The organism is Terriglobales bacterium, from assembly GCA_035624455.1.
Classification (GTDB): Bacteria; Acidobacteriota; Terriglobia; order Terriglobales; family Acidobacteriaceae; genus DASPRM01.
The window spans coordinates 78891-100987 of record DASPRM010000153.1 but is presented as its reverse complement, the minus strand read 5'-3'; the positions used below and the strand labels follow the sequence as shown (position 1 = coordinate 100987).

Genomic DNA, 22097 nt, shown 5'->3' with positions numbered 1-22097 from the left:
GGATCGTGCCTCCTACTACCCTGGTGTCAGTGAAGGCCAACTTTTAGACAAGATGCAAGTCAAATCACAACGCGGCTTCTCGTTGCTCGAGCTGATGGCAGCGGTTGCGGTGCTGCTGGTGATTTCCGCGGCGGCGTTCAGTTTGCTGAACTATTTTCAGAAGAACTACACCTCAAACCAGTTGAGTGCTGACATGCATTCCGGCGTGCGGGGAGCGATTGAGCTAATCTCCCAGGAACTGACGCAGGCCGGTCTCATCAATTCCTCAGGAGTTGCCAACACTTCGCTGACCAGTTCCGTCGTCAGCAGTGGGAATTCCCAGAATGTTGCGGTCGGTAATGCCGGTTTGTTTTATGCCGGCGAGAGAGTAAGTGTGGACACCGGCGTTAATGCCGAAGTCGTGCAAGTCATTAATGTCGACAGCACGGGCAATAAAATTACCGGCATCTTCACACAGAACCACACGACTGGCGCTCCGGTCTACGCGACTGGCGTGATTGGAAACGGAGTAACCGTTTCGCCGGGCACTCTGGATATTTTGGGTGATGTGAATGCCGACGGCAGCTTGTATCTCGTGGAGTATGTCTGCGATCCTGCAACCGGGACACTGAGCCGCTCTGCGACGCCGGTTAGCCAGGCGAACAAGAATCCGGGGCAAGCGCTTGTGACCTCGGTTAAAGGATGTTCATTCTCGGCGTCTACTGCCGCTGTGAATGGCGTAAGCTACGTGACGGACGTAGCTCTCACTCTTACCGTGCAAACCGCCCAGATCGATCCCCAGACAGGGATGCACGGAGTCATGATGAGCACTTTTGATCTCTCGCCTCGCAATATCACCGCTGCCATGGCGCTGGCGCAAGCTGGGCAGACGGTCCGCTTGCAGCCGGCACCCTCACCGCTGCCGCAGTAGCTAAAGGGTTGCCCAAGTCCCTTTTAGTTCAGCCTGCCGTAGGGCAACGGTGATTCGTCCTCTACGGAACGGCCACCCGTTTTATGAGTTCTTGAATGCTTCGGCAGGACCGCGACCATTACGATCTTTGAGAATTGAGTAGCGCTGCACATCGCAGCAGGCTCTTGGACCGAAATCGGCTGGCGGAGAAGTGCAATCCGCCAGCCGACACGGCAGTGACAGCGCATTGTTACTGCATGGCCCTTGGACCCTGTGGCCCTGGTCGGTCTAGAGGCCTCCCTGGCGCAGCCGGCTGAGCGTATCCACCGACTTGCTTGTCCGGCCATACACCCAACGGGCTACCAGAATGCCGAGCGCGATATAAAGCGAGCGCCACATCGGTGCTCTCCCGATTGAGATTGCGAGGGTTACCTCGCTTGGCCCCGGCGTTCGGAGGGAGCGGGCACCACCGTCCAATTCCTCTATGACCTTCCGTGTGCAATCTAGGACGGGTGCACGGCGGAGTAAACATGGCTTTGGTAATCGGGCGGGCAATCGCAAGAGCTATGGAAGGTTACCGTCGTGCGGGAAGCGTGGCTGCTTGGCTAGATCCCATCATGTGACCCTAAGCGAGGACGAGGAACAACCACCCCGGTCCGAGTCGAGGGGCCAGGTGTTTTGCGAAAGCCAGCGCTCACGAGGTTCTTCGGATCTCTTCGACGGAAACAATCCGGAGCCGCTCGGGAGGATCCTCCACGGCCTGCGCCAGCGCCATCTGATCGTGACCAGCCCGAGACGGCGAGCGGCATCACGCGTGCCGGGCAATTCTCTAAAAGCCAGTATGCGGGCTTCAGCACCACAGGCCAGCGGTGGCCCTCCCCGAGAACATACCAGGGGCGCAGAATGGTGGCTCGCAGGCCGCTGTCGCGAATAATCTGTTCGCACTGCTGCCGTACTTCAATGTAGGCCTTCATTACCGGGGCGGGATGCGCCACGCTGACATAGACAAGATGGCCAATACCGGCTTTCACTGCTGAGGGCACTGCCTCTTCAACCGATTTCAGATCAATGGCCCGAAAATCGGCGGCTTTAGACGGACCAGGGTGAGGCACGCCCACCAGATGGACCCAGGTATCGGCGGGCGCGATTCGATCGGCATAGGTTTCGCGGCGGAGTGGATCGCCCATCACCGTCTGGCATTGCGATGACAGCTTGTGCTCGGAACCAGGCCGCACCAGCGCGCGCACGTCATGGCCGCGGTTCATCATGACGGGGATTAGGCGCCGGCCCATGTATCCTGGGGCGCCTGCTACGAGCACGGAGTGGGTTACGTCGGGCATTCATCTCCACCAACAACTATTACGTGCGCCCGGGCAGAATGGATGGCGAAGATTTCTTTTTCCAGCGGAGGGTAACATGTTCCGTGTTTGGCCTTATTAATCTGAAGGCTATCTCATACGGCCTTGAAAGGGCGCGGCTTCACGCACACACTTTTAGCCCCTGAGGGAAACAGACGCTTCCATGAGATAGCTTGATAACTTCTAGGGCAGGAAAGGAGGCTCTAGCAGGTGGACGGCACTCACGCACCGCCAATCGTGCTCAGCATCGCCGGATACGATCCCTCGTCAGGAGCAGGGATCACGGCGGACATCAAGACTGCTGCCTCCCACGGATGCTATGCGGTTACGTGCATCACTGCGCTGACGGTGCAATCGACGCAGGGAGTGAAGTCGGTGGTGACGCTCAATCCGGAGCTGGTCAAGGCGACGCTCGAGGAATTGGCGGCTGACGTGGACCTTGCCGCCGTCCGCATCGGCATGCTCGGGTCGGGCCCGGTGGCCACAGCGGTTGCGGATTTCCTCGAAAGCGCGGTGCCTAAACACGTGGTTCTGGATCCAGTTCTGAGCTCGAGTTCAGGAGTGGAGTTGCTCGATCAGCAAGGCGTTACGGTTCTGCGAGAGCGCTTGCTGCGCCTCGCCAAGGTTGTCACGCCTAACCTGAACGAGGCCGAGGCGCTTACAGGCATGCGTGTGCGCAATGTGGATGAAATGAAAGCTGCAGCTCTGCGCCTGCATGAGCTGGGAGCCCGAGGAGTAGTCATTACTGGCGGGCACCTGGCGCACCCGGCGGAGCTGGTGAGTCTGGAGGCGGACTCAGGCCGCGTGCAAAAGGTTCTCACAGGCGAGCGAATCGAATCCCGGTCAACCCATGGGACAGGCTGCGCCTTCGCTATGGCACTGGCGTGCAATTTAGCTCTCGGGAAGCAGATCGGGGAAGCCGTTGCTGAGACCAGGGACTTCGTACGAGAAGCAATTTCTAGCGCGCACCCGATAGGACGGGGAACGGGCCCGCTAAATCTACTGCTCGGGAGATAGAAAAGTGAAAACCGTCACTGAGCACATCATGCTCTCTCCGAAGTTGTTATCCCGAGCAACGCACTCAGCCGCCTTTGGACCCGCATCTTGTGCGGTCGCGGGCGCGGAGTCGAGGGACCTGCTTTTTAGCTTGCAGCGATTCGAGATGCGCTAACCCGTTGGCCTGGAGGAGCGGCCGAAGGCCAGAGTTCGCGAAAGATTTCAGTTTACTTCTTTGCCTTCTTCAGCAGAATGCCGGCGACGAACGAGGTAGTGGCAGCCAGCAGCCATTCCATCCGCCAGAGCTGGATCGCCTGCCAATCCAAAACCGTATTCGCTGTGTAGATGAGGCCGGTCAGAATAGCGGCCGCGACACAGACAATTCCCACGAACAGGGCGATCAGCGATCCCAGGGACATTTCCAGAAAATTGGACAGCCGCTGGATGTCGAGCCAATGGGCGATCCTCTTCGAGGCTGAGGTGATGACTGGCTCCCGCAACGCACCGCAAACGTGACAGAACCGGGCCCCCACCATGAATTCGGTTCCACACGTGTGGCAGGCGTCAATTGGGATAGAAACGGAAGTACTTAGCGCGGGCGACTGCGTATGTTGCATGGCCGGACGCCAAAATTCGTGCTGGACACCTTGTGCTGCCTGATCCATAAGCGATCCCCGAACATATCGCGCACGTTTCGGACCAAACCAGGTGCGCTATACAAGATTCAACCTTGCAACGGGTTGCATTGACAATTGGTGAATCAGGTTCTCCCGCGATCCGAAAGTTTTACTCAAAGTGAGAAGTTTTTTGTCACCACACTGTTGTATCCGTGTCAAAAGTACCCGGAGTGGCGGTTGTCATCATTCAAATCCTGTAGACTTTCTTACAGGTAGCTATGAAACGCCTCCCCCGCGCGTTTGCGGCGCGTCTTTTATTCGGCTGTGCCTGTGTGCTGGCCGGAAGTGGCAACGCGCAGGGCCAGGCGGCGCCCATCCAGCGGATCATTCACTTCCGTCCGGATGATCCCCATACTCGCCGCGGATTTGATTATTTCTACAATCTCGACTACGACAAAGCGGTGCGGGAGTTTGAGCTCGCCGTCGAGCTCGCGCCCAACGATCCGTTTGCCGTCAATCACCTGCTCTCCGGTGTAATCTTCAGGGAGATGTACCGGATTGGAGCCCTCGATTCGGAGCTGTATGCGAAGGACGCCTTCCTGAACAGCAAACAGTTTCCCATGGACCCCACGGTAAAGACGCGGATCCGGGAACTGACGGAGCGTTCCCTAGGGCTTTCCGAAACGAAGCTCAAGTCCAATCCCAATGACGTTGACGCCCTCTATACCCGCGGAGTCACGCGGGGATTGCACGCCATGTACATCGGGCTGATCGAAAAGGCCTGGTTTTCTGCTTTGCGCAGCGCCGTGGGGGCACGCCACGATCATGAGAGAGTGCTGGAACTCAATCCCAACTACAGCGATGCCAAGATGATCGTGGGCATTCACAATTACGTGATCGGGAGCCTGAACTTCGCCACCAAAGTGGCGGCATCGATCGTCGGACTGAGCGGCAGCAAGAAGAAGGGCATCGAGTATCTCTATGACGCCATCAACGGCGGAGGCGAGAACACGGTAGACTCGGCCATCGCCCTGGCGCTATTCCTGCGGCGCGAGCAACGCTACACGGAAGCCATCAAACTGATCGATGGCCTTTGCGGCATCTATCCGCACAATTTTCTTTTTGCTTTGGAGTTGGCGAATCTTTATAACGCCGGGGGACACGGGCCGGAGGCTGTCGCCAGCTATCGCCAAATCCTTTCCAATGCGCAGGTGGGTGTATATGGCGATCCACGGTTGGCCATGGTCTACTACGGGCTCGCCGAAGCTCTTCGCGGGCAGCGCGACTATGCCGGTGCTGCCGATGCTTACGACAGAGTCCTGCAAAACGCCAAGGTTGATCCCGACATGCGCGCCCGAGCTACGCTGGGGGCGGGCGAAATGTATGACCTCATCAATAAGCGTGATGATGCCGTCAAGAGATATGAGGCGGTGATTGCCTCCGACGGGACTGGAGCCCGCGCTGAACTCGCACGCAAGCACCTGAGAGAGCCCTACCAGAACCCCTAAGCGTAACCTGCGAAATAAAAAAGACTTAGACTCTATTCCGCACCCCTTGGGTCTCCGGGAACCAGGGACAGCGTGGAAGCGTATTCTAGAGAGGACCAGTTCCGATGGACGAGCTGTGAACTGGGGGCGTGCGCTTCTAATCAGCTCGCTGGGAGGGAAGCGATGTTCTGCAATTATTGCGGCAAACAAATTCAGGATGACGCCCGCGTCTGCGCATACTGCGGCAGGCTGATAGGCGGTCAAACTTACATGCCTAAGAAGTTGATGCGCTCACGCACAGACAGGAAAATAGGAGGGGTAGCAGCGGGGTTTGCGGATTACTTCGATGCGGATGTGACTCTGGTTCGGCTTCTCTTCGTATTTATTATCTTGCTGACGCTGCCCCTGGGGATCATCGCCTACATCGTGGCGTGGATCATCGTGCCCGAAGCCCCGCCGCCGAGCGTTCCCGCGACCAACGCGATCTCCGTAACCGGGCAGCATTCCTAAATCACCGGAAGCTGCCCTTCACTACGCAACAGTCTGTGCGGCCTGACAGCCGAACCTCTGTGGAACAGCCACTCCCTGTGTAGGACAGGCAACCCTGCCTGTCATCAGGCAGACTTCTGGTTTTCCGCGCTGGGAAATTCGATCAGCTTTCCGCGCTCTTCTCCCGGCTGCTCTTTCGATTCAGCGGATCGTTGCCACTTCGGCTGGAACGAATCCGGAATGTAAAACTCGATAACCCGGCCCATATTTGATTCCTCTTTCGCTCCGTACCTCTTTCCAGGACATCGGCACGTTGCGCTTTCTGCTTTAACTGATGCGCGGCCATAGCCCGCGCCTTCGGTACTTTGCTGTACTTCACGCAGGTATTTTTCCTTAGCCCGCGCGCATGTGTGCCTTACAACCTCGCCAGTGAGTTGATATCCTTCCGCCGATGATGATCCATAGCGGCGACGCTGAGTTGTTCTATGAAGTTCTCGGCCAGGGTCCTCCACTGGTGCTGCTGCACGCCTTTCCCTTGAATTACCTCGTCTGGATGCCTGTTGCTGAGAGGCTCTCCACGCGATATCGAGTGATTCTTCCCGACTTGCGCGGCCATGGAGAATCAGGGCTGGGGGATGGCGTAGCTACCATGCAGAAGCACGTCGCCGATGTGCTGCGAATCTGCGACGAAGCCGGAGCCGACAAAGCAATCTTCGGCGGAATCTCTATCGGTGGATACATCCTGTTCGAGCTCTGGCGCAGAGCGCGGGAGCGGGTGCAGGCCCTGATCCTTTGCAATACACGCGCTGGCCCGGACACGGAAGAGGGCCGTCGGGCCCGGCTTAGCTCTGCCGAGGATGTAGAGAAGCGTGGCCCGGATCTATTTTTCGATAGCATGGTTCCCAAGCTGGTAAGCAAAGCCACGCTCGCCTCTCGGCCAGATCTCGCTGCCCAGGTGCGCGCCATGATGGACAAAATGAGCGTAGCCGCAGTCGCAGCAGTACAGCGCGGGCTGGCAGCCAGGCCGGATTCCATCACCACACTGAAGACGATCGACGTTCCAACTCTAATAGTTGTTGGTGAGGAGGATTCGCTCACTCCGGTTTCAGAAGCTCAGCTGATGCATCAAGGAATTGAGGGCAGCCTGCTAAGGGTTATCCCCAAGGGCGGTCATGTTGCCGCTTTTGAGCAACCGGAGGAGATGCACCGGGTGATGCGAGGCTTCCTCGAGCAGCTCCCAGTCAGGAGCTAGAAAATAGTTCTGCATGATTCAACTCTCCGACGAATCTGCAGTTAATGTGCTTGATGCAGCAGAATCACGTGGGAACGGACGTCCTCGTCCGTTCAGGTCGAGCACAGCTCGACAGGACCTATCAAGCTGGCCTCCGCGCGTAGCCCACCCTTCCGCCCTCTTTTGGGGGAGGCTGGAATCAAGGGCTTTTCGGGGGTTTCAGGGATTAATGTGCACGCGCTACAATGGCCGCCGCCATGATCGATTCCTTCCTGGTTCCCGAGAAAACGGTGGTCAACGCCAAAGGTGATGGCCAGCCCATAGACGTCAGTGGCGCAGCTAATAAAGTCTTCCTGCTGACCCTCGACATCACCAACATCATTGAACAGGAGTCGCTGGACGTAAGCATCTATGGCTCCGCCGATGCAAAGACGTGGGCAGGGAAGCCGCTGGTGTCGTTTCCGCAGAAGTTCTATCGAGGTCAGCATCCTCTACTACTGGATCTGAAGCCTCACCCGGAAACTAAATTTGTGCGAGCGCATTGGGAGGTCAATCGTTGGGGCAGAGGTGCCGAAACTCCCATGTTCGAGTTTGGGGTGGCGATCAAGGAAGTAGCCCCGGAAATCCTCGGCGAGCTCTCAGCCGCGCAAGCGCGCCGTTAAACTAATCTGGCAAATTTCACCAGACATCCTGAGCAAGGGCCGTCAGGTGCCCCAGGTTCGCGCCGTGCAGTTCGGCGCTAACCTGGGGTCCGATAATTACACCACCGCATAGCCCGGCATATGACGAGTCGAGGAACGCACGAATCGGTTACTCTGGATGCCAGACAAGCGTGGATCAGAGTCGTAACGTGGTGACAATTCGTCCCGCGAAGAATGTGCTGGGAGCCATCCGTTTTCCCGGTGACAAATCCATTTCGCATCGCTACGCCATGCTGGCCGCGATCGCCAAAGGCAAGACCCAGCTGGCAAACTACTCAACCGGTGCCGATTGCGCAAGCACCCTGGGCTGCGTGGCAGCACTGGGATGCACAGTCGAACATCGTGACGGCATGATTGAGATCGAAGGCTTGGATCTCCAGTTGCAGCCTCCCTCCGGCCCGCTTGACTGCGGAAACTCCGGTTCGACTATGCGCATGCTGTCGGGGATCGCGGCGGGGCAGTCGTTTACCAGCGAGATGATCGGCGACGAGTCACTCTCGCGTCGTCCGATGCAGCGGGTTATCGATCCGCTCACTGCTATGGGAGCGAAGATCGAGTCCCATGGTGGCTGCCCGCCATTGCGGATCACGGGCGGAAATCTGCATGCAATTGACTACCGCATGCCCGTCGCCAGCGCGCAGGTAAAGTCGGCCGTCTTGCTTGCGGGATTATTTGCCGACGGCCAGACCTGGGTTGAGGAGCCGCTGCGAACTCGCGATCACACGGAAGTGGCTCTGCACGAGTTCGGGGTGGAGGTGAAGCGAAGCGGGAATCGAGCCGGACTCCGGGGCGGCCAAAAGCTGCACGCCATTGAAGCCACCGTGGCCGGCGATCTTTCATCAGCCGCTTTTTTCATGTGCGCGGCGGCTCTGTTTCCCGAATCCAACCTGGTCATTGATGGATTGCTCCTGAATCCTACACGTGGCGTGCTGCTGGACGTACTGACTGCGATGGGTGCGCGCCCGCGGGTCCTCAACCTGGAGGAACATCGTGGCGAGCCGGTGGGGACGATTCACATGGAGGTGGGGTCGCTCAAGGGCGCGAAAATCTCGGGCGCGCAGACGGCCGCTCTCATCGATGAGATTCCTGTTCTGGCGGCGATCGCGCCCTATACCAGCGATGGCGTGGAGATTCGCGACGCGCGCGAACTGCGAGTGAAAGAATCAGACCGCATCACCTCAATTGCGGTCAATCTCCGCAAGATGGGCGCCCAGGTCGAGGAATTCGAAGATGGCCTGCGAATCCCCGGGCGGCAGACCCTTCATGGCGCAGAGATCGACTCCTTTGGTGATCACCGCATTGCCATGGCATTTGCAGTTGCAGCCTTGCGCGCGAGTGGGGAGACACTCATATCAGGCGCCGACGCCGCGCGAATTTCCTATCCGGAATTTTACGAAGTGCTGGAGCAGGTGGCGGAACGATAGGCATCGGGTCTTTGAGGCGACCGGGACAGCAAAGTCTGTGTGAGAACTCAGAAAATTTCAGTCTGTCATCGGTGAAGATCAACGCCAACGTGGATCATGGCGCGCCTCCTTCAGGGCCTGTGCTTCGAGCAGGTGCCCCCAGGTTCGCGCCGTGCAGTTACGGCGCTAACCTGGGTGGACAGTCACACAAAACAGCCCGCACGTCGTGCATTCCGAAAGACAGCCAGTCGCGGACAAGAGTGTTTGCGCCACACCCGCGATCAGGAAAAAGCTTTTCCCAGCTCCATCAGATCGTGAACCACAACGTCAGGCTCGATTTCCCAGGGATCGAAGACGGCTTCTTCTTTGCGGCGGATCCAGGCTGCCTTCAGGCCCGCCGATTTGGCGCCGATGACGTCCCAGGCATTGGACGAGACAAGCCAGACGGATCCCTTATCGCGGCCCAGGCGCTCTGCCAGGTACTCGTAAACCCGCGGATCGGGCTTGAAAGTCTTCAAATCATCCACGCTGATCACTTCCGAGAAGAGTGACAGAATCCCGGCGTTATCGAGCACGCTGTGCACTGTCTTTTCCGTGCCGTTGGAGAAAGCCACGACTCGGTGGCCATTGGCCTTCAGTATCTCCAGACCGGAGACCACGTCAGAGTAGGGTGGAAGATTCAAATATTGCGAGAGCATGCGCAGCTCATCGGCTTCAGGCAGATTGATCTTGAGCGATCGCAGCGCAAACGTGAGCGCCTGCGCCGTGCAGACGCCGAAGTCCTGGTAATTGCGCATCAGGCCGCGGCGGAAAGCGTACTCCACCTGCTTCTGGCGCCAGAGTTCGGAGAGATGCTGCGCCTGGTCGCCGGCAAACGACCGGAGCTGCTCCACCAGGGCGTGGACGTCAACCAGGGTGCCGTAAACGTCGAAACCCAGGGCATGCGGCATGCGGGAAATCCTCCTGCCGGCTGTTGTCATGACGAGGCCCGCTGCAGCGGGCCGAGGGACCTGCAGTTCTTGGAAGCATCCAGGAACTTCAACTCCCTAAAATTGCTCTTTCTTTTTCGAACCGACCATCTTGATGCTAACCCGCAAGATCGCAGGCCACGCGAAAGCCGTAATCAGCGTACTGAAATTCCGGTGGGATGCTGGAGCGGGCCGAGCAGCGCGAAATCTTGATGTGATGCCGCCACGAGCCGCCGCGCGATGACTTGCGACTACCCGTCGCAGGCCCTTGCGGATTGCGCTCCGGCGAAGTTGCGTAGTAATCCGCCTGGAACCAGTCACTGCACCACTCATGAACGTTCTCGCACATTTCGCGGAGCCCATATGCATTGGGCTCGGAAGTGGCGACCGGCTCCGGTCCGGACTTCCAACGCGCGCCGTAATGCGCCCGCGACTGCGGAGGCTCATTGCCCCAGGGAAACAGCAGACCCTCGCGGCCACCGCGCGCGGCACGTTCCCACTCTGCTTCGGTGGGGAGCCGATAATGCCTGCCGATCGAGCGAGACAGCCAATCGCAGTACACCGCCGCTTCAAACCATGTGATGGCTACAACCGGCTGATGGGGGTCGCGAAAATCGGGATTCTGCCAGAAGGGCGGTGCAGGACTGCCAGTCTCTTCCAGATACCGAGCGTACTGGGAATTGGAGACCTGGGTTGAGGCGAGCGAGAATGTGTCGACCCAGATCCGGTGTACCGGCTTTTCCACGTCCTGCCCTGAGTTACAGCCCATCAGGAACCAGCCCGCGGGAACCACGATCATCTGCGGCTCGATTACGGGCAGGATTTGTGGGGCTGCCATGTTCATGAAGGAAGCACTCAGCAATTAGTAATCAGCAATTGGCCCTCAGCAACAGCTTTAGATTGTAAATGTGCTCGCAGGGACATTTTCGCCAAAACAAAGCTAGAATGGCACCCGCCTGCAAACGCAAGATCCTTCGACTCGGACGGGGTTTGTATTCCCGTCCTCGCTCAGGATGACACTCTCAAGACTAATTGCTGACGTAGGAGACGTCTTTCGGAGCAGCAGGCCGGTGCGAGAAGAAGGGAATTGCCCAGCTCAGAAGTCGCCAGAGTAGCAGGACAGCGAGTGCTATGCCGTAGTACAGAGGCCGGCGGATGTCTGCCTTCACCAACCAGAGGTAATGAAAAACCCCCAGAGCTGCACTGGCGTAAATCAGCCGATGCAGCCCGCGCCAGCGCTTGCCCCCCAGGCGGCGGATCATCCCGCTGGTCGAGGTCAGCGCCAGCGGAATCAGCAGCACGAATGCCGTGAATCCCACCGTGATGAATTTGCGCTTGGCGATGTCGGCCAGCATCTCATGTACGTCAAAAAACTTATCGAGCCAGATGTAAGTCATGAAATGCAGTGTCGCGTAAAAGAAGGCAAACAAGCCGAGCATGCGCCGGAAGCGGATGAGCTCTAAGAATCCGGTGAGTTTCCGCAGGGGCGTGATGCTGAGCGTGAACAGCAGAAACAGAAGCGTCCAGTCACCCGTAGAATGGGTGATCACCTCGATCGGATTGGCCCCCAGCATCCCGTGAAAACCCTTCCACACCAGATGCGCGACCGGTCCCAGGCAGAGCAGGAACACGAGGACTTTTAAGAACCTGATTTGAGCCTTGGTCATTCTGTTGTCCCTGGTGTTCCTCTCGATCGCCCTCAAAAGTATTTTCGCAAATCCATGCCTGTGTACAGTCCAGCCACCTGATCACCGTAGCCGTTGAACATCAGGGTGGGGCGCTTGTAAAACTCGCCGATCCGCCTCTCGGTTTTCTGGCTCCAGCGGGGATGGTCAACATCCGGGTTCACATTGGAATAGAACCCATATTCATTGGGCGCCGCAGCCGACCACGTAGTCGTAGGCTCCTTCTCCACAAAGTTGATCTTCACGATGGATTTGATGCTCTTGAAGCCGTACTTCCAGGGGACCACCAGGCGGATGGGTGCGCCATCCTGCTTGGGCAATTCTTCGCCATAGAGCCCCACTGCCAGAATCGTCAGAGGATGCATGGCTTCGTCCATGCGAAGACCCTCGACATAAGGCCAATCGAGCACGCCATAGCGCTGCCCGGGCATCTGCTTGGGATCGTACTTGGTGGTGAACTGCACATACTTGGCGGTTCCCAGAGGATTGAGCTGCTTGAGCAATGCGCTGAGCGGGAAGCCCACCCAGGGAATCACCATCGACCAGCCCTCCACGCAACGGTGGCGGTAGATGCGCTCCTCCAACCGAGACGACTTCAAGATCGAGTCGATCTCGAGAGTGCGAGGCTTCTGTACCAGCCCGGCAACTTCGACCGCCCAGGGCCGCGTTTGCAGCGACTGCGCCAGGTGAGCCGGCTCGTATTTATCGGTACTGAATTCGTAGAAGTTGTTGTAGTTCGTGATGTCGTTTAACGGGGTTTGTTTCTCAGTAGTACTGAATTGGCTCTTGGCGGCATCAAGTTTGGCGGCAGCGCTCACAGTTTCGTGCGGCGATAGGAGATGGCCGAGAAATCTGCCTGCCACCAACAGCGCGCCTCCCGCGGCCACCCCCGTCATGAATTTGCGCCGATTCATGTAAGTGGACTTAGGGGTGATCTCAGACGAAGGAATATCGTTAGGCTTCTTAATCAACATCAGATACGTTGTCCTCTGTTATCAATACGATCCAAATGAAGAACCGGATTGCTACAAGGTTGGACGCTCAGAGAATGGGAAAAGTTTCATGCGGCGGTGGCGGCCAGCAAAGTGCGCATTCAAACCGTAAGAATTTGGAAAGGGGCTTGCCCCACCCTTCCGCCGTCTTTGGGCGGAGGCTGGGGGCCGTGAAAAGGGCACGATCTTTATTCGTGCCGAGGCGCCCCCAACAATATTGTCGTCACTAGCCGGCAAAGGCGGCGACGCAACCCTGTCCACGAGAATCACGTGGGAACGGACGCCCCGTCCGTTCAGGGCGAGCGCAGCTCGACTGAGGATTACTTCTTCTTGCGAGCTTTCCCCCGGCTCAATCGTCTCCGGGCGTCGTCAATGAACGTCACCTTCTGTAGCGCATCACCGGAAGGATGTGTGCCATTTCGAAGTTGCCGTATGCGCATCAGGGCGCGGTCAACCACGCGCGAAAGCTCGGCCCCGTATTCCGGTGAGCGGTCTTCGCGCAGCCGTCGCTTGGCTTTCTCGGGAGGAAACCATGTCGGATTACGATCAAACTCCTGCGGCGGATCCTGCCGCAGCACCTCGCAGAGATGCGCATTGACAGCCAGCTCGATTGGCGAGTCCTGTGCGTCGCCACGCTTGCGGCGGACATAACGCGCGAAGGAGGCCTCCTCCATGCGGCCATGCACCCCCGCTTCTTCGAATGCTTCCAGGGCGGCGGTCTGCGCGTGAGTCAGACCGGATTCGAGGCTGCCCTTGGGAAATGTCCATCGCCCGCCCCGGGTCCGCACCAGGAGGAATTCGATCGTCCTATTTCGCACACGGTAGCAGACAGCCGCCACCTGCTCGCTGCCCCGGAGTCGGCGAAGATGTGAGAGGCGAAAAAATTTCGCGAATCCTGGATACCCTCGACCCTTGGTCCGCCCGGCAGGCAAATGCAGTTCGTTATCATCCATGATGTCCACGCTCAATTTCATTGCAGCAGAGTGCACGATGCCGCGACCTTCTGCCTAGAGCACAGCTTGATTCTCTGCCTGGCCGCCTGGCCTCCTTACCGCCAACGTTTACGCCCAGCTTCCAACTTCTGACTTCTAACTTAGTTGTCGCTGGTCTTTCACGGGTTGGTCCCGATGCCGGGAATCTCGCTGCATACTTGCGCGGTCCTTGCAGCAGACGCCAGTATTCCCTTAACGCCACATTGGCCCCAGGAAGGTAGGCTTGGAAAACCTGTTTTGTCTTCGCTGTAATCGCGAGCTGGAAGCGGGGCACAAGTCTGTAGCGGTGTACATGTTCGCCCAGACGGTAGGCATCCGGCCGCGGCAGAAATCCGCGGCGCAGCGCATCTGCTTCTGCTCGCAGTGCTCAGTTTCGCTCGCCATGGGACCGCCCCCCGACGGCGCCCTCAACATCGCTGCCTGGCAGATGATCCGCGACCTCGTCGGCGCCGACCCCGCCCTCAACCAGGCCGCCTGGGAGACTCTGCGCAGCGTCGTGGGCCTGCTGCCGGCCACCGGAACCGATGGCGCCCCACACCGCGCCTCGGCGGGCTACTTCGAGTTCTGAGTCCTTCTATGTACCGTTCCGACGGCTCGCGTCTCGCCGTCGCAGGGACAGGCTACGAATTTTCTTTTTCAATATTGTTGAACACAGAGCTGCTGACTTAGGGCGACACCCTGATTCTTGGGTTTAGGTCCAGTTCTTGCTCCGATCGGTGTACGGCGGCGAATTTCCGCATCCACGCGCCACTAGCCCCAATCTCTATGAGGAGCATGCGTCACGCGGTTCGCCATCTGAAAAAATCCGATCCTGTGCTTGCCGCCATCATCGAGCGCGTCGGACCCTGCCGTCTGACCTTCCGCGATCCCACTTTCCAAAGCATGGTGCGATCGATTGTCTTCCAGCAGTTGCACGGCAGCGCAGCCCGCGCCATCTTCGATCGTCTGGTCGTCGCCGCGGGCGGCACCCTGACTCCGGAATCGATCCTCGCGCTCAGCGAAGCCCAGATGCGCGCCGTCGGGCTTTCCAAGCAGAAGCTCTCCTACATTCGCGACCTCGCTGAGCGCACGCACAGCGGCGAAATTGAATTCGACCGGCTGCCTGCTATGACCGACGAAGACGTGATCGAGCACCTTACCCGCGTCAAGGGTATTGGGGTTTGGTCAGCGCAGATGTTCCTGATCTTTGCCCTTAGACGGCCGAACGTCATGCCTACCGTCGATTACGGTGTGAATTCCGCCATCCGCCGGGCTTACGGCAAACGCAAAATGCCCAAGCCGAAATATATTCTGAAGATCGCCGAGAAGTGGCACCCCTATCGCTCCGTTGCTTGCTGGTACCTGTGGCGCTACGCGGAGATGAAGGATGGCAACCCACAGCGCAAGTAGGCTACGTTGGGGCCAACACCTGACCTGCGACGATTTCTCCTGGTGAGCTGGCTATTGTTTCCTTGGTTTTGTTTCTGCTTTAGTAAGTCCTTTGCTTGCAGCGAATCGCCCTTCGCATAACTCTCTGGTTTTGTGTCGGGGATCAGGGCAGACGGGATTAACTGAGTTGTACACTCCTGCCCCAATCCCCTCCCTTTCCACACCCAGCGCCCCGCCCGCGCACTTTCCTCTGTGTCCTCCGTCCGCGACGTCGAATCCGCCATGTTGTATGCTTCGAGACACCGTAATGGTCAAAGCGAGTGAAAAGAAAATCCGGGTCCTCGTAGCCAAGCCGGGCCTCGACGGCCACGACCGCGGCGCCAAGGTCATCGCCCGCGCCCTGCGCGATGCCGGAATGGAAGTCATCTACACCGGCCTCCGCCAGACTCCCGAGATGATCGTCACCGCCTCTCTCCAGGAAGATGTGGACGTCATCGGCCTCTCCATCCTCTCCGGCGCGCATAACGCCATCGTGCCGCGCGTCATGGAACTGCTGAAGCAGAATCAAATGGAAGATGTCATGGTGCTGGTCGGCGGCATCATCCCCGATCAGGACGTCGCCGGACTCAAGCAGCAGGGCGTCGCAGCCGTCTTCCAGCCGGGCACGCCGATGGATGAAATCGTGCAGTTCATTCGCAGCAACGTGAAGGGCGAACCGGTTTCTTCGGCGCAATAAGAACGGTTTTTTCGGCACAATGAGGATCAGTTCCTTCGGCGCAATAAATAGACACAGTTCGTTGTCATCACTGGCCGGCGCAGGCGGCCGATGGATCTGTAGTTCCTTCTCTCTTGTTCGCCAAAAGCGGGTTTGCTTTTCTCGCAAAAATCACGTGGGAACGGATGTCTCCTCCGTGCACGTCGAGCGCAGCTCGACACCTGACCCGGAACTGACTACTGATTACTGATTGATTGCTGCTTGCCCGACTTCTTCAGCATCGAGACTCGCGACAAGGTATCTATCCTGCGCTTGGTCTCAGCAGACGGAACCAACCGCCTCTCGCGTGCCTGTGTGCTCGCCCTCACAAAGGCAGTCCGCGAGCTCGCATGCACATCGCCGCCAAGCCCATTGATCATTACAGGCAACGAAAAGTTCTTCTCCGCCGGCGCCGACCTGAGTGAGATCGTTTTGCTGAGCAGCGATGCGCTTGCTTTTGCTCAGATGGGTCAGGCTCTGACCCAACTTGTCGACGACTTTCCCGCTCCCGTCTGTGCGGCGATTCACGGCTACTGTATGGGCGGAGGATTAGATCTGGTCCTGGCTTGCGACTACCGGATTGCCGCGCCTAACGCCGAGTTTGGACATCGTGGGGCCGCGCTGGGACTGATCACCGGGTGGGGCGGCACGCAACGTCTGCCGCGCCTCATCGGGCGCGCAAAGGCGCTGCAAATGTTCGTGGCAGCGGAAAAGCTGCGTGCCCCTCAAGCGCTCGCCGCAGGACTGGTCGACGCGGTTGCAGGCGATCCGCTCACAGAAGCCCTCCGGCTCTGCAATCGGATAAATGGGACGAAGAACCCTGAGGGTGCCCCACTCTAGCCGTCTTTTGGCTAGGGCGGGGTAGTTGATCTCGCTTGCACAGTATTAGCTCAGGGATGTCGCGTCAGAGCGGGGCCGTTCCCACAACGCCAAGTCACACCTCCACCTTCGACTTTGCCAGATATCGCTCGAAGTATTCCGCGAACAATCGTTCCATCCGTTCGGTGATCGGCCCCGGCGCCTGCGAGTACTTATGTTCGCCAATCTGTCCCACCGGCTGCACGTGCCGCGTAGTCGAGGAGATACATACTTCGTCGGCCTTGTAGAGTTCCTCGATCGCGAATGCCCGCTCCATCACTGGCAGATCGATTCTCGGCGCCTCTTCAAAAAGAATTTGCCGCGTTACTCCATTCAGGCATCCGCTGTTCAGCGGCGGTGTCACCACCGTTCCGGCATGGACGGCAAAAATATTGGCGGCGGTGCATTCCGAAACTTCGCCGCGCTCGTTGAGCAGCAGCATGTCATCGCAACCCTGATGGTGCGCCTGCTCCAGCGTCCACGCGTTTTGCAGCCACGAAGTCACCTTGGTTCCCGCCAGCGGATGCGCCGCATGACGGCCGTGCGCCATCACACTTAGTCGCGTCGGCCCCACGCGCTGCGGCAGATCGATGGAGTACATGATGAGATCCACCACCGGGAACGGTTCGTCGCTCGACCAGATCCCGGCGCGATTCAGCACAAAATAAATCCGCAGCGCCGCCGTGCTCACCCGATTGGTGTGCAGCAACTCGCTGATCGCTTGCCGGATCTTCTCCGGGGTGTAAGGCACCGGCATCTCGATCCGTTTAGCGTCGCCAGTGAGCCGGGCCCAGTGACGCTCGAACGCGAAGGGCTGCCCCTCCGCGACGTGGATGGTCGTAAACACTCCCCAGCCGTTTAGCAGGCCGGCCTGGCCTGGGGAGAGGCGGATCTGCTCCATGGGGATCAGGCGATCGTTGTGATAGACGAATTTATGCATGCCCGGTTTCTCGCGAGACTCCTTTGTAACACAAGGGAGTTTGGGGGAATACCGCCTTGCCGATGTGCCAATCGTGAGAAAGCGCTGTTCGGAGATGGAATGATCTACATCCGGGAATGTTGTCGCCAGAGGATCCCCAAAAACTGTTGCAGCTTCTCGTAAGCCCACGGCATGCTTGCGGCGATTGGCAGCGTCCTTGTGCGGGTCCCACGAATTGCATCCGCCTCCCAGTATACCCGCTTGTCCAACATTGCTTGGATTAGCGTGAATTCAAGCACCCGGAATCTTTCGGTCTTGTTTGCGCGGTTCTGCAGCGCTGGTATACCGTAGTTGGTTCGCGATTCACAGCAGCGCGCGCCGTATGAAACCCATCTCCTCGGAAGCCACCAACGTCCTCGAAACCCGGATCGATGCCACCTCCGCCCGCTTCGAGAAGAACATGCGGGCGATGGCCGATCTGGTCTCGCAGGTGCGCAACGAAGAAGCGCGCATCAGCGAAGGCGGTGGTCCCAAGGCCATTGAAGTTCAGCACGCCAAGGGACGCCTGACCGCGCGCGAGCGCATCAATCTGCTGCTCGACCCCGGCACGGAACTGTTCGAACTCGGCATTTACGCTGCGCACGGCATGTACGAGGAATGGGGAGGAGCGCCGGCGGCTGGCGTTATCACCGGCCTGGGCAGAATCCACGGCCGCACCTTCATGCTCATCGTCAACGATGCCACCGTGAAGGCCGGTGCCTTCTTTCCCATGACCGCCAAGAAGGTCATTCGTGCGCAAAACATCGCCATCGACAATCACATTCCAACGGTCTACCTGGTGGATTCCGCCGGAGTGTTTCTGCCGCTGCAAGAAGATGTTTTTCCTGACACCGACGATTTCGGCCGCGTTTTCCGCAACAATGCGGTCATGTCGGCGAAAGGGATTCCGCAAATCGCCGCCATCATGGGTATGTGCGTAGCTGGCGGCGGCTATCTCCCCATCATGTGCGATCACGTCCTGATGACCGATGGCAGCGGCCTCTTCCTGGCCGGGCCGGCGCTGGTGCAGGCGGCGATCGGGCAGAAGGTCTCAGCCGAAGAATTGGGCGGCGCATCGATGCATTCCGCCATCAGTGGCACCATCGACTATCACGAACCCAACGATGAAGCCTGCCTGCAGCGAATCCGGTCGCTGGTGGACAAGATGGGTGAGCGGCCGCGAGCGCCATTCGACCGCGCCAAGCCCGAGGCTCCGCTGTATGCCGCAGAGGAACTCTACGGAATTTTCGAGTCCGATGCCGCGCGGCCCTACGACATGAAAGAGATTATCTCGCGCATTGTGGACAGCAGCCGCTTCGATGAGTACAAAGCCGAGTATGGCAAGACGCTGATCTGCGGCTTCGCCCGCATTGGGGGATACGCGGTGGGCGTCGTTGCCAACCAGGCTCTGCATCAGCAGCAAACCGATGAACAGGGCCATAAGCGCGTGGAGTTCGGGCGCGTGGTGTACACCGAATCGGCGGAAAAGGCGGCACGCTTCATCATGGACTGCAATCAGAACCTCGTGCCTCTGGTTTTTCTCCACGATGTGAACGGATTCATGGTGGGACGCGACGCGGAGTGGAGCGGCATCATTAAAGCAGGAGCGAAGATGGTGAACGCCGTCTCCAATTCCGTGGTGCCGAAAATCGCCTTGATAGTCGGCGGATCATTTGGCGCCGGGCATTATGCAATGTGCGGAAAAGCTTACGATCCGCGCTTCCTGTTCGCCTGGCCCTCGGCGCGCTACGCGGTGATGAGCGGCGATTCTGCCGCCGGCACGCTGGTGGAGATCAAGATCAAGCAACTGGAACGCGGCGGCAAGAAACTGAGCGCCGAGGAGAGAATGCAGCTCTTCGAATCCGTCAAGCAAACGTACGACGAGCAGACCGATCCGCGCTACGGCGCAGCACGGCTCTGGATCGACGCCATTATCGATCCCCTGGACACGCGCGACGCCATCATCGCCGCTCTCTCTGCGGCATCTCTGAATCCCGAGGTGCCGAAGTTCAGTGTGGGCGTTCTGCAAACTTAAAACTGCCAAGGACTGCCGGTTGACACAGGTGCTAGAAAGGCCGCTGGACCTAAATTGGACTCTCTACCAGCGCTGAAATCATCCAACATCTGTGATCATGCGTGTTAATCCGCGGCGAATTGTACTGGCGAGTGCTGACTGCTGATGGCTGAAAGCTTGAAACTAATCGAATGCCCCCGCGACGCCTGGCAAGGCCTGAAGGGTCAGATTCCTACCGAGGTGAAGGTCCAATACCTGCGCGCTCTGATCGGTGCGGGCTTTAAGCACATTGATGCCGTTTCGTTCGTCTCCCCAAAGGCGATCCCGCAAATGGCCGACTCCGAGCAGGTTTTGAAGCAACTCGATCCGCCCGACGACGTCGAGATCATCGGAATCGTGGTAAATGAGAAGGGCGCCGAGCGCGCGGTGGCAACCGAAGCCGTGCGCACGCTGGGTTTCCCTTACTCGGTTTCGCCCACATTCCTCGAGAACAATCAGAAGCAGTCGCTGGAGGATGCGCTCGAGGAGCTCGAGAAGATCGAGAAACGTGCTGACCAGGCTGGGCTGGACGTTGTGGTGTACATTTCTATGGCCCTCGGAAATCCTTACGGCGATCTGTGGAACGTCGACGAGGTCGTGGAGGCCGTCAGTCTGCTCGAGAGCATGGAAATTCAGCAGATATCGCTCGCTGACACTGTAGGCCTGGCAACGCCGTTGCTGATCGGCGAACTTGTCTCAGCGGTCATGGAGAAGTATTCCTATCTCGACCTCGGCGTTCACCTCCACAGCCGCGCCGATCAAGCGGAGAGCAAAATTCTGGCCGCGTACAATGCAGGTTGCCGCCGCTTCGATTCTGTCATCGGTGGTCTCGGCGGATGTCCCTTTGCGCAGGATGAGTTGGTCGGCAACATCCCGACGGAGCGCGTGTTGGAGGCGCTAAAACAGGTGGGTGCGCCCGTACCGATCCGCAAGCCTCTGGACAACGTGGTCGCGATGTCAGCAGATATCGCTAGAAAATTCGGAAGCAATAGTCACGGGTGAGACGGATCATCACAGATCATCATAAGAAATCGAGAAGCATGTCCTTCGCCACTATCACGCTTCGCCACGAAAACCAGATTGCCCTGGTAACATTCAACCGTCCGGAAAAACGCAACGCCATCAGCTTCGAGTTAATTGATGACCTGATGCGCGCGCTGGACGAGATCGAGCGCTCAGAAGCGCGAGTGCTGATCCTTACCGGGGCCGGTAAAGCTTTCTGCGCCGGACTCGACCTGGAAGGACTGCAAGGTCTTGTGGGCAAGACGCACGCGGAAAACGTGAAGGACTCAGCCAAGATGGCAGGGCTCTTCCGCCGCATCTACGATTTTCCGCTCCCCACCATTGCCGCCGTGAACGGAGCCGCCATTGCTGGCGGCACAGGCCTTGCCACCATGTGCGACTTTACCTTGGCGGTCCCGGAAGCCAAGTTCGGATACACGGAAGTGCGCATCGGGTTCGTGCCTGCCATCGTTTCCTCGTTCCTGGTCATGCAGGTGGGTCACAAGATTGCCCGTGATTGGCTGCTCACCGGAAGACTCTTCGATGCGGCAGAAGCCTATCGCCACGGCCTGATTAACGAACTCGTGCCTCCAGACAAGTTGCTGCCGCGGGCAATGGAGATCGCGAACCTGCTGCTGGAGAACAGCCCTTCGTCGGTGATTCTAACCAAGAAATTGATCAACGGCTTCATCGCGGAGCAGTTCGATCGCCAAATTGCCCAAGCCATCGAAGACAACGCCCGCATCCGCACCACGCAAGATTTCCGGGAAGGAATTACAGCCTTCCTGGAAAAGCGCAAGCCTCAGTGGCAGGGGGAATAAGAAGGCAACTGCCCGTGATCAGCGAAAATCAAAAGCCCTTCTCGGAAAGCCGGCTGCGCGTGCGCTACGCAGAAACCGACCAGATGGGTGTCGTCTATCATGCCAATTATTTCGTCTGGTTCGAGGTGGGGCGCGTGGACTTGCTGCGCCAACTAGGCTTCAACTACAAAGACATGGAAAGCCAGGATGGATGCCGCATAGCCGTGGCCGATGCCCGCTGCCGCTACAAGTCACCCGCGCTCTACGACGACCAGATTCTGGTGCGCACGCACATTCGTAGGGTCCGCAGCAGCATGGTTCAGTTCGGCTATAAGGTGCTGCGCGAAACCGATTCCCAATTGTTGGCCGAAGGCGAGACCACGCATATCGTCACTGACGCGGATTTGAAAGTAACCAACATGCCGGAAAAATACGTCCAGGCTTTTCGGGCGGCGGTGGAAAGAAGTCGCGTCTTGCAGGGGAAGGAATAGCCTGT

24 protein-coding genes and 1 pseudogene are annotated in these 22097 nt (G+C 58.4%); 15 read left to right on the top strand and 10 right to left on the bottom strand.

The annotated features are described in order from the left end of the window. The coding region (locus VEG30_17400) for a prepilin-type N-terminal cleavage/methylation domain-containing protein (protein ID HXZ81708.1) at positions 1 to 910 on the top strand (910 nt) is incomplete at its 5' end. Positions 911 to 1494: 584 nt separating this feature from the next. Here VEG30_17400 and VEG30_17395 read toward each other — a convergent pair. After that, positions 1495 to 2229 carry an NAD(P)H-binding protein gene (locus tag VEG30_17395; protein HXZ81707.1) on the bottom strand — a complete coding sequence of 245 codons (735 nt, stop codon included), beginning with the start codon at positions 2227 to 2229 and terminating at the stop codon, positions 1495 to 1497. 228 nt (positions 2230 to 2457) lie between these two features. Between VEG30_17395 and thiD the strand changes: the two genes are divergently transcribed. Next, positions 2458 to 3264 carry a bifunctional hydroxymethylpyrimidine kinase/phosphomethylpyrimidine kinase gene (gene thiD / locus VEG30_17390; protein HXZ81706.1) on the top strand — a complete coding sequence of 269 codons (807 nt, stop codon included), beginning with the start codon at positions 2458 to 2460 and terminating at the stop codon, positions 3262 to 3264. Between the two features lie 206 nt (positions 3265 to 3470). Here the strand turns inward: thiD and VEG30_17385 are convergent, their stop codons facing one another. After that, positions 3471 to 3779 carry a hypothetical protein gene (locus tag VEG30_17385; GenBank protein HXZ81705.1) on the bottom strand — a complete coding sequence of 103 codons (309 nt, stop codon included), beginning with the start codon at positions 3777 to 3779 and terminating at the stop codon, positions 3471 to 3473. A gap of 359 nt (positions 3780 to 4138) precedes the next feature. Here VEG30_17385 and VEG30_17380 point away from each other — a divergent pair, with 359 nt between their 5' ends. Together VEG30_17380 and VEG30_17375 are read left to right on the top strand one after the other, a co-directional pair. Then, complete coding sequence (locus VEG30_17380; protein HXZ81704.1) at positions 4139 to 5368, top strand: tetratricopeptide repeat protein; 1230 nt, start codon at positions 4139 to 4141, stop codon at positions 5366 to 5368. A 162-nt stretch (positions 5369 to 5530) separates the two neighbouring features. Continuing rightward, positions 5531 to 5857 carry a PspC domain-containing protein gene (locus VEG30_17375; GenBank protein ID HXZ81703.1) on the top strand — a complete coding sequence of 109 codons (327 nt, stop codon included), beginning with the start codon at positions 5531 to 5533 and terminating at the stop codon, positions 5855 to 5857. 104 nt (positions 5858 to 5961) lie between these two features. Here VEG30_17375 and VEG30_17370 read toward each other — a convergent pair whose 3' ends face one another. Continuing rightward, positions 5962 to 6102, bottom strand: a complete 141-nt coding sequence (locus VEG30_17370) for a hypothetical protein (protein HXZ81702.1) — start codon at positions 6100 to 6102, stop codon at positions 5962 to 5964. Positions 6103 to 6287: 185 nt separating this feature from the next. On the opposite strand from VEG30_17370, the gene VEG30_17365 reads away from it, so the two are divergent. The 3 genes from VEG30_17365 (at position 6288) to aroA (ending at position 9192) form a co-directional block, all read left to right on the top strand. Further along, positions 6288 to 7088, top strand: a complete 801-nt coding sequence (locus VEG30_17365; protein HXZ81701.1) for an alpha/beta hydrolase — start codon at positions 6288 to 6290, stop codon at positions 7086 to 7088. Positions 7089 to 7312: 224 nt separating this feature from the next. Continuing rightward, positions 7313 to 7729, top strand: coding sequence for a hypothetical protein (locus VEG30_17360; GenBank protein ID HXZ81700.1), 417 nt, complete (start codon positions 7313 to 7315; stop codon positions 7727 to 7729). 170 nt (positions 7730 to 7899) lie between these two features. Continuing rightward, complete coding sequence (aroA, locus tag VEG30_17355; GenBank protein ID HXZ81699.1) at positions 7900 to 9192, top strand: 3-phosphoshikimate 1-carboxyvinyltransferase; 1293 nt, start codon at positions 7900 to 7902, stop codon at positions 9190 to 9192. A gap of 260 nt (positions 9193 to 9452) precedes the next feature. Here the strand turns inward: aroA and VEG30_17350 are convergent, their stop codons facing one another. The 5 genes from VEG30_17350 to VEG30_17330 all read right to left on the bottom strand — a co-directional run bounded on the left by VEG30_17350 (position 9453) and on the right by VEG30_17330 (position 13805). After that, positions 9453 to 10121, bottom strand: a complete 669-nt coding sequence (locus VEG30_17350) for a haloacid dehalogenase type II (GenBank protein HXZ81698.1) — start codon at positions 10119 to 10121, stop codon at positions 9453 to 9455. 136 nt (positions 10122 to 10257) lie between these two features. Beyond that, positions 10258 to 10983, bottom strand: coding sequence for a formylglycine-generating enzyme family protein (locus VEG30_17345; protein HXZ81697.1), 726 nt, complete (start codon positions 10981 to 10983; stop codon positions 10258 to 10260). A gap of 184 nt (positions 10984 to 11167) precedes the next feature. Further along, entirely contained in the window at positions 11168 to 11806 is a 639-nt protein-coding gene (locus VEG30_17340) for a protein-methionine-sulfoxide reductase heme-binding subunit MsrQ (protein HXZ81696.1), read from the bottom strand. A 32-nt stretch (positions 11807 to 11838) separates the two neighbouring features. Further along, positions 11839 to 12798, bottom strand: a complete 960-nt coding sequence (msrP, locus tag VEG30_17335) for a protein-methionine-sulfoxide reductase catalytic subunit MsrP (protein ID HXZ81695.1) — start codon at positions 12796 to 12798, stop codon at positions 11839 to 11841. A 338-nt stretch (positions 12799 to 13136) separates the two neighbouring features. Continuing rightward, positions 13137 to 13805 (bottom strand): NUDIX domain-containing protein, encoded by a 669-nt coding sequence (locus VEG30_17330; GenBank protein ID HXZ81694.1) that lies wholly within the window; start codon positions 13803 to 13805, stop codon positions 13137 to 13139. Positions 13806 to 14031: 226 nt separating this feature from the next. Between VEG30_17330 and VEG30_17325 the strand changes: the two genes are divergently transcribed. The 4 genes from VEG30_17325 (at position 14032) to VEG30_17310 (ending at position 16770) form a co-directional block, all read left to right on the top strand. Beyond that, entirely contained in the window at positions 14032 to 14376 is a 345-nt protein-coding gene (locus tag VEG30_17325) for a hypothetical protein (GenBank protein HXZ81693.1), read from the top strand. Between the two features lie 206 nt (positions 14377 to 14582). Beyond that, complete coding sequence (locus VEG30_17320) at positions 14583 to 15197, top strand: DNA-3-methyladenine glycosylase (protein HXZ81692.1); 615 nt, start codon at positions 14583 to 14585, stop codon at positions 15195 to 15197. 286 nt (positions 15198 to 15483) lie between these two features. Beyond that, entirely contained in the window at positions 15484 to 15912 is a 429-nt protein-coding gene (locus tag VEG30_17315; GenBank protein ID HXZ81691.1) for a cobalamin B12-binding domain-containing protein, read from the top strand. A 240-nt stretch (positions 15913 to 16152) separates the two neighbouring features. Continuing rightward, a complete protein-coding gene (locus tag VEG30_17310; GenBank protein HXZ81690.1) occupies positions 16153 to 16770 on the top strand; it encodes an enoyl-CoA hydratase/isomerase family protein in 618 nt (205 codons plus the stop codon). Between the two features lie 94 nt (positions 16771 to 16864). Here the strand turns inward: VEG30_17310 and VEG30_17305 are convergent, their stop codons facing one another. Together VEG30_17305 and VEG30_17300 are read right to left on the bottom strand one after the other, a co-directional pair. Continuing rightward, positions 16865 to 17728 (bottom strand): aminotransferase class IV, encoded by an 864-nt coding sequence (locus VEG30_17305; GenBank protein HXZ81689.1) that lies wholly within the window; start codon positions 17726 to 17728, stop codon positions 16865 to 16867. A 63-nt stretch (positions 17729 to 17791) separates the two neighbouring features. Continuing rightward, positions 17792 to 17959: pseudogene (locus VEG30_17300) on the bottom strand (BrnT family toxin). Positions 17960 to 18089: 130 nt separating this feature from the next. Between VEG30_17300 and VEG30_17295 the strand changes: the two are divergent. The 4 genes from VEG30_17295 to VEG30_17280 all read left to right on the top strand — a co-directional run bounded on the left by VEG30_17295 (position 18090) and on the right by VEG30_17280 (position 22092). Further along, positions 18090 to 19781, top strand: coding sequence for an acyl-CoA carboxylase subunit beta (locus tag VEG30_17295; GenBank protein HXZ81688.1), 1692 nt, complete (start codon positions 18090 to 18092; stop codon positions 19779 to 19781). Positions 19782 to 19925: 144 nt separating this feature from the next. Beyond that, entirely contained in the window at positions 19926 to 20801 is an 876-nt protein-coding gene (locus tag VEG30_17290) for a hydroxymethylglutaryl-CoA lyase (protein HXZ81687.1), read from the top strand. A 38-nt stretch (positions 20802 to 20839) separates the two neighbouring features. Next, complete coding sequence (locus VEG30_17285; GenBank protein HXZ81686.1) at positions 20840 to 21622, top strand: enoyl-CoA hydratase-related protein; 783 nt, start codon at positions 20840 to 20842, stop codon at positions 21620 to 21622. Between the two features lie 14 nt (positions 21623 to 21636). Further along, positions 21637 to 22092: a thioesterase family protein gene (locus VEG30_17280; protein HXZ81685.1), complete on the top strand. Its 456-nt coding sequence runs from the start codon at positions 21637 to 21639 to the stop codon at positions 22090 to 22092. The last annotated feature ends 5 nt before the right edge of the window (positions 22093 to 22097 follow it).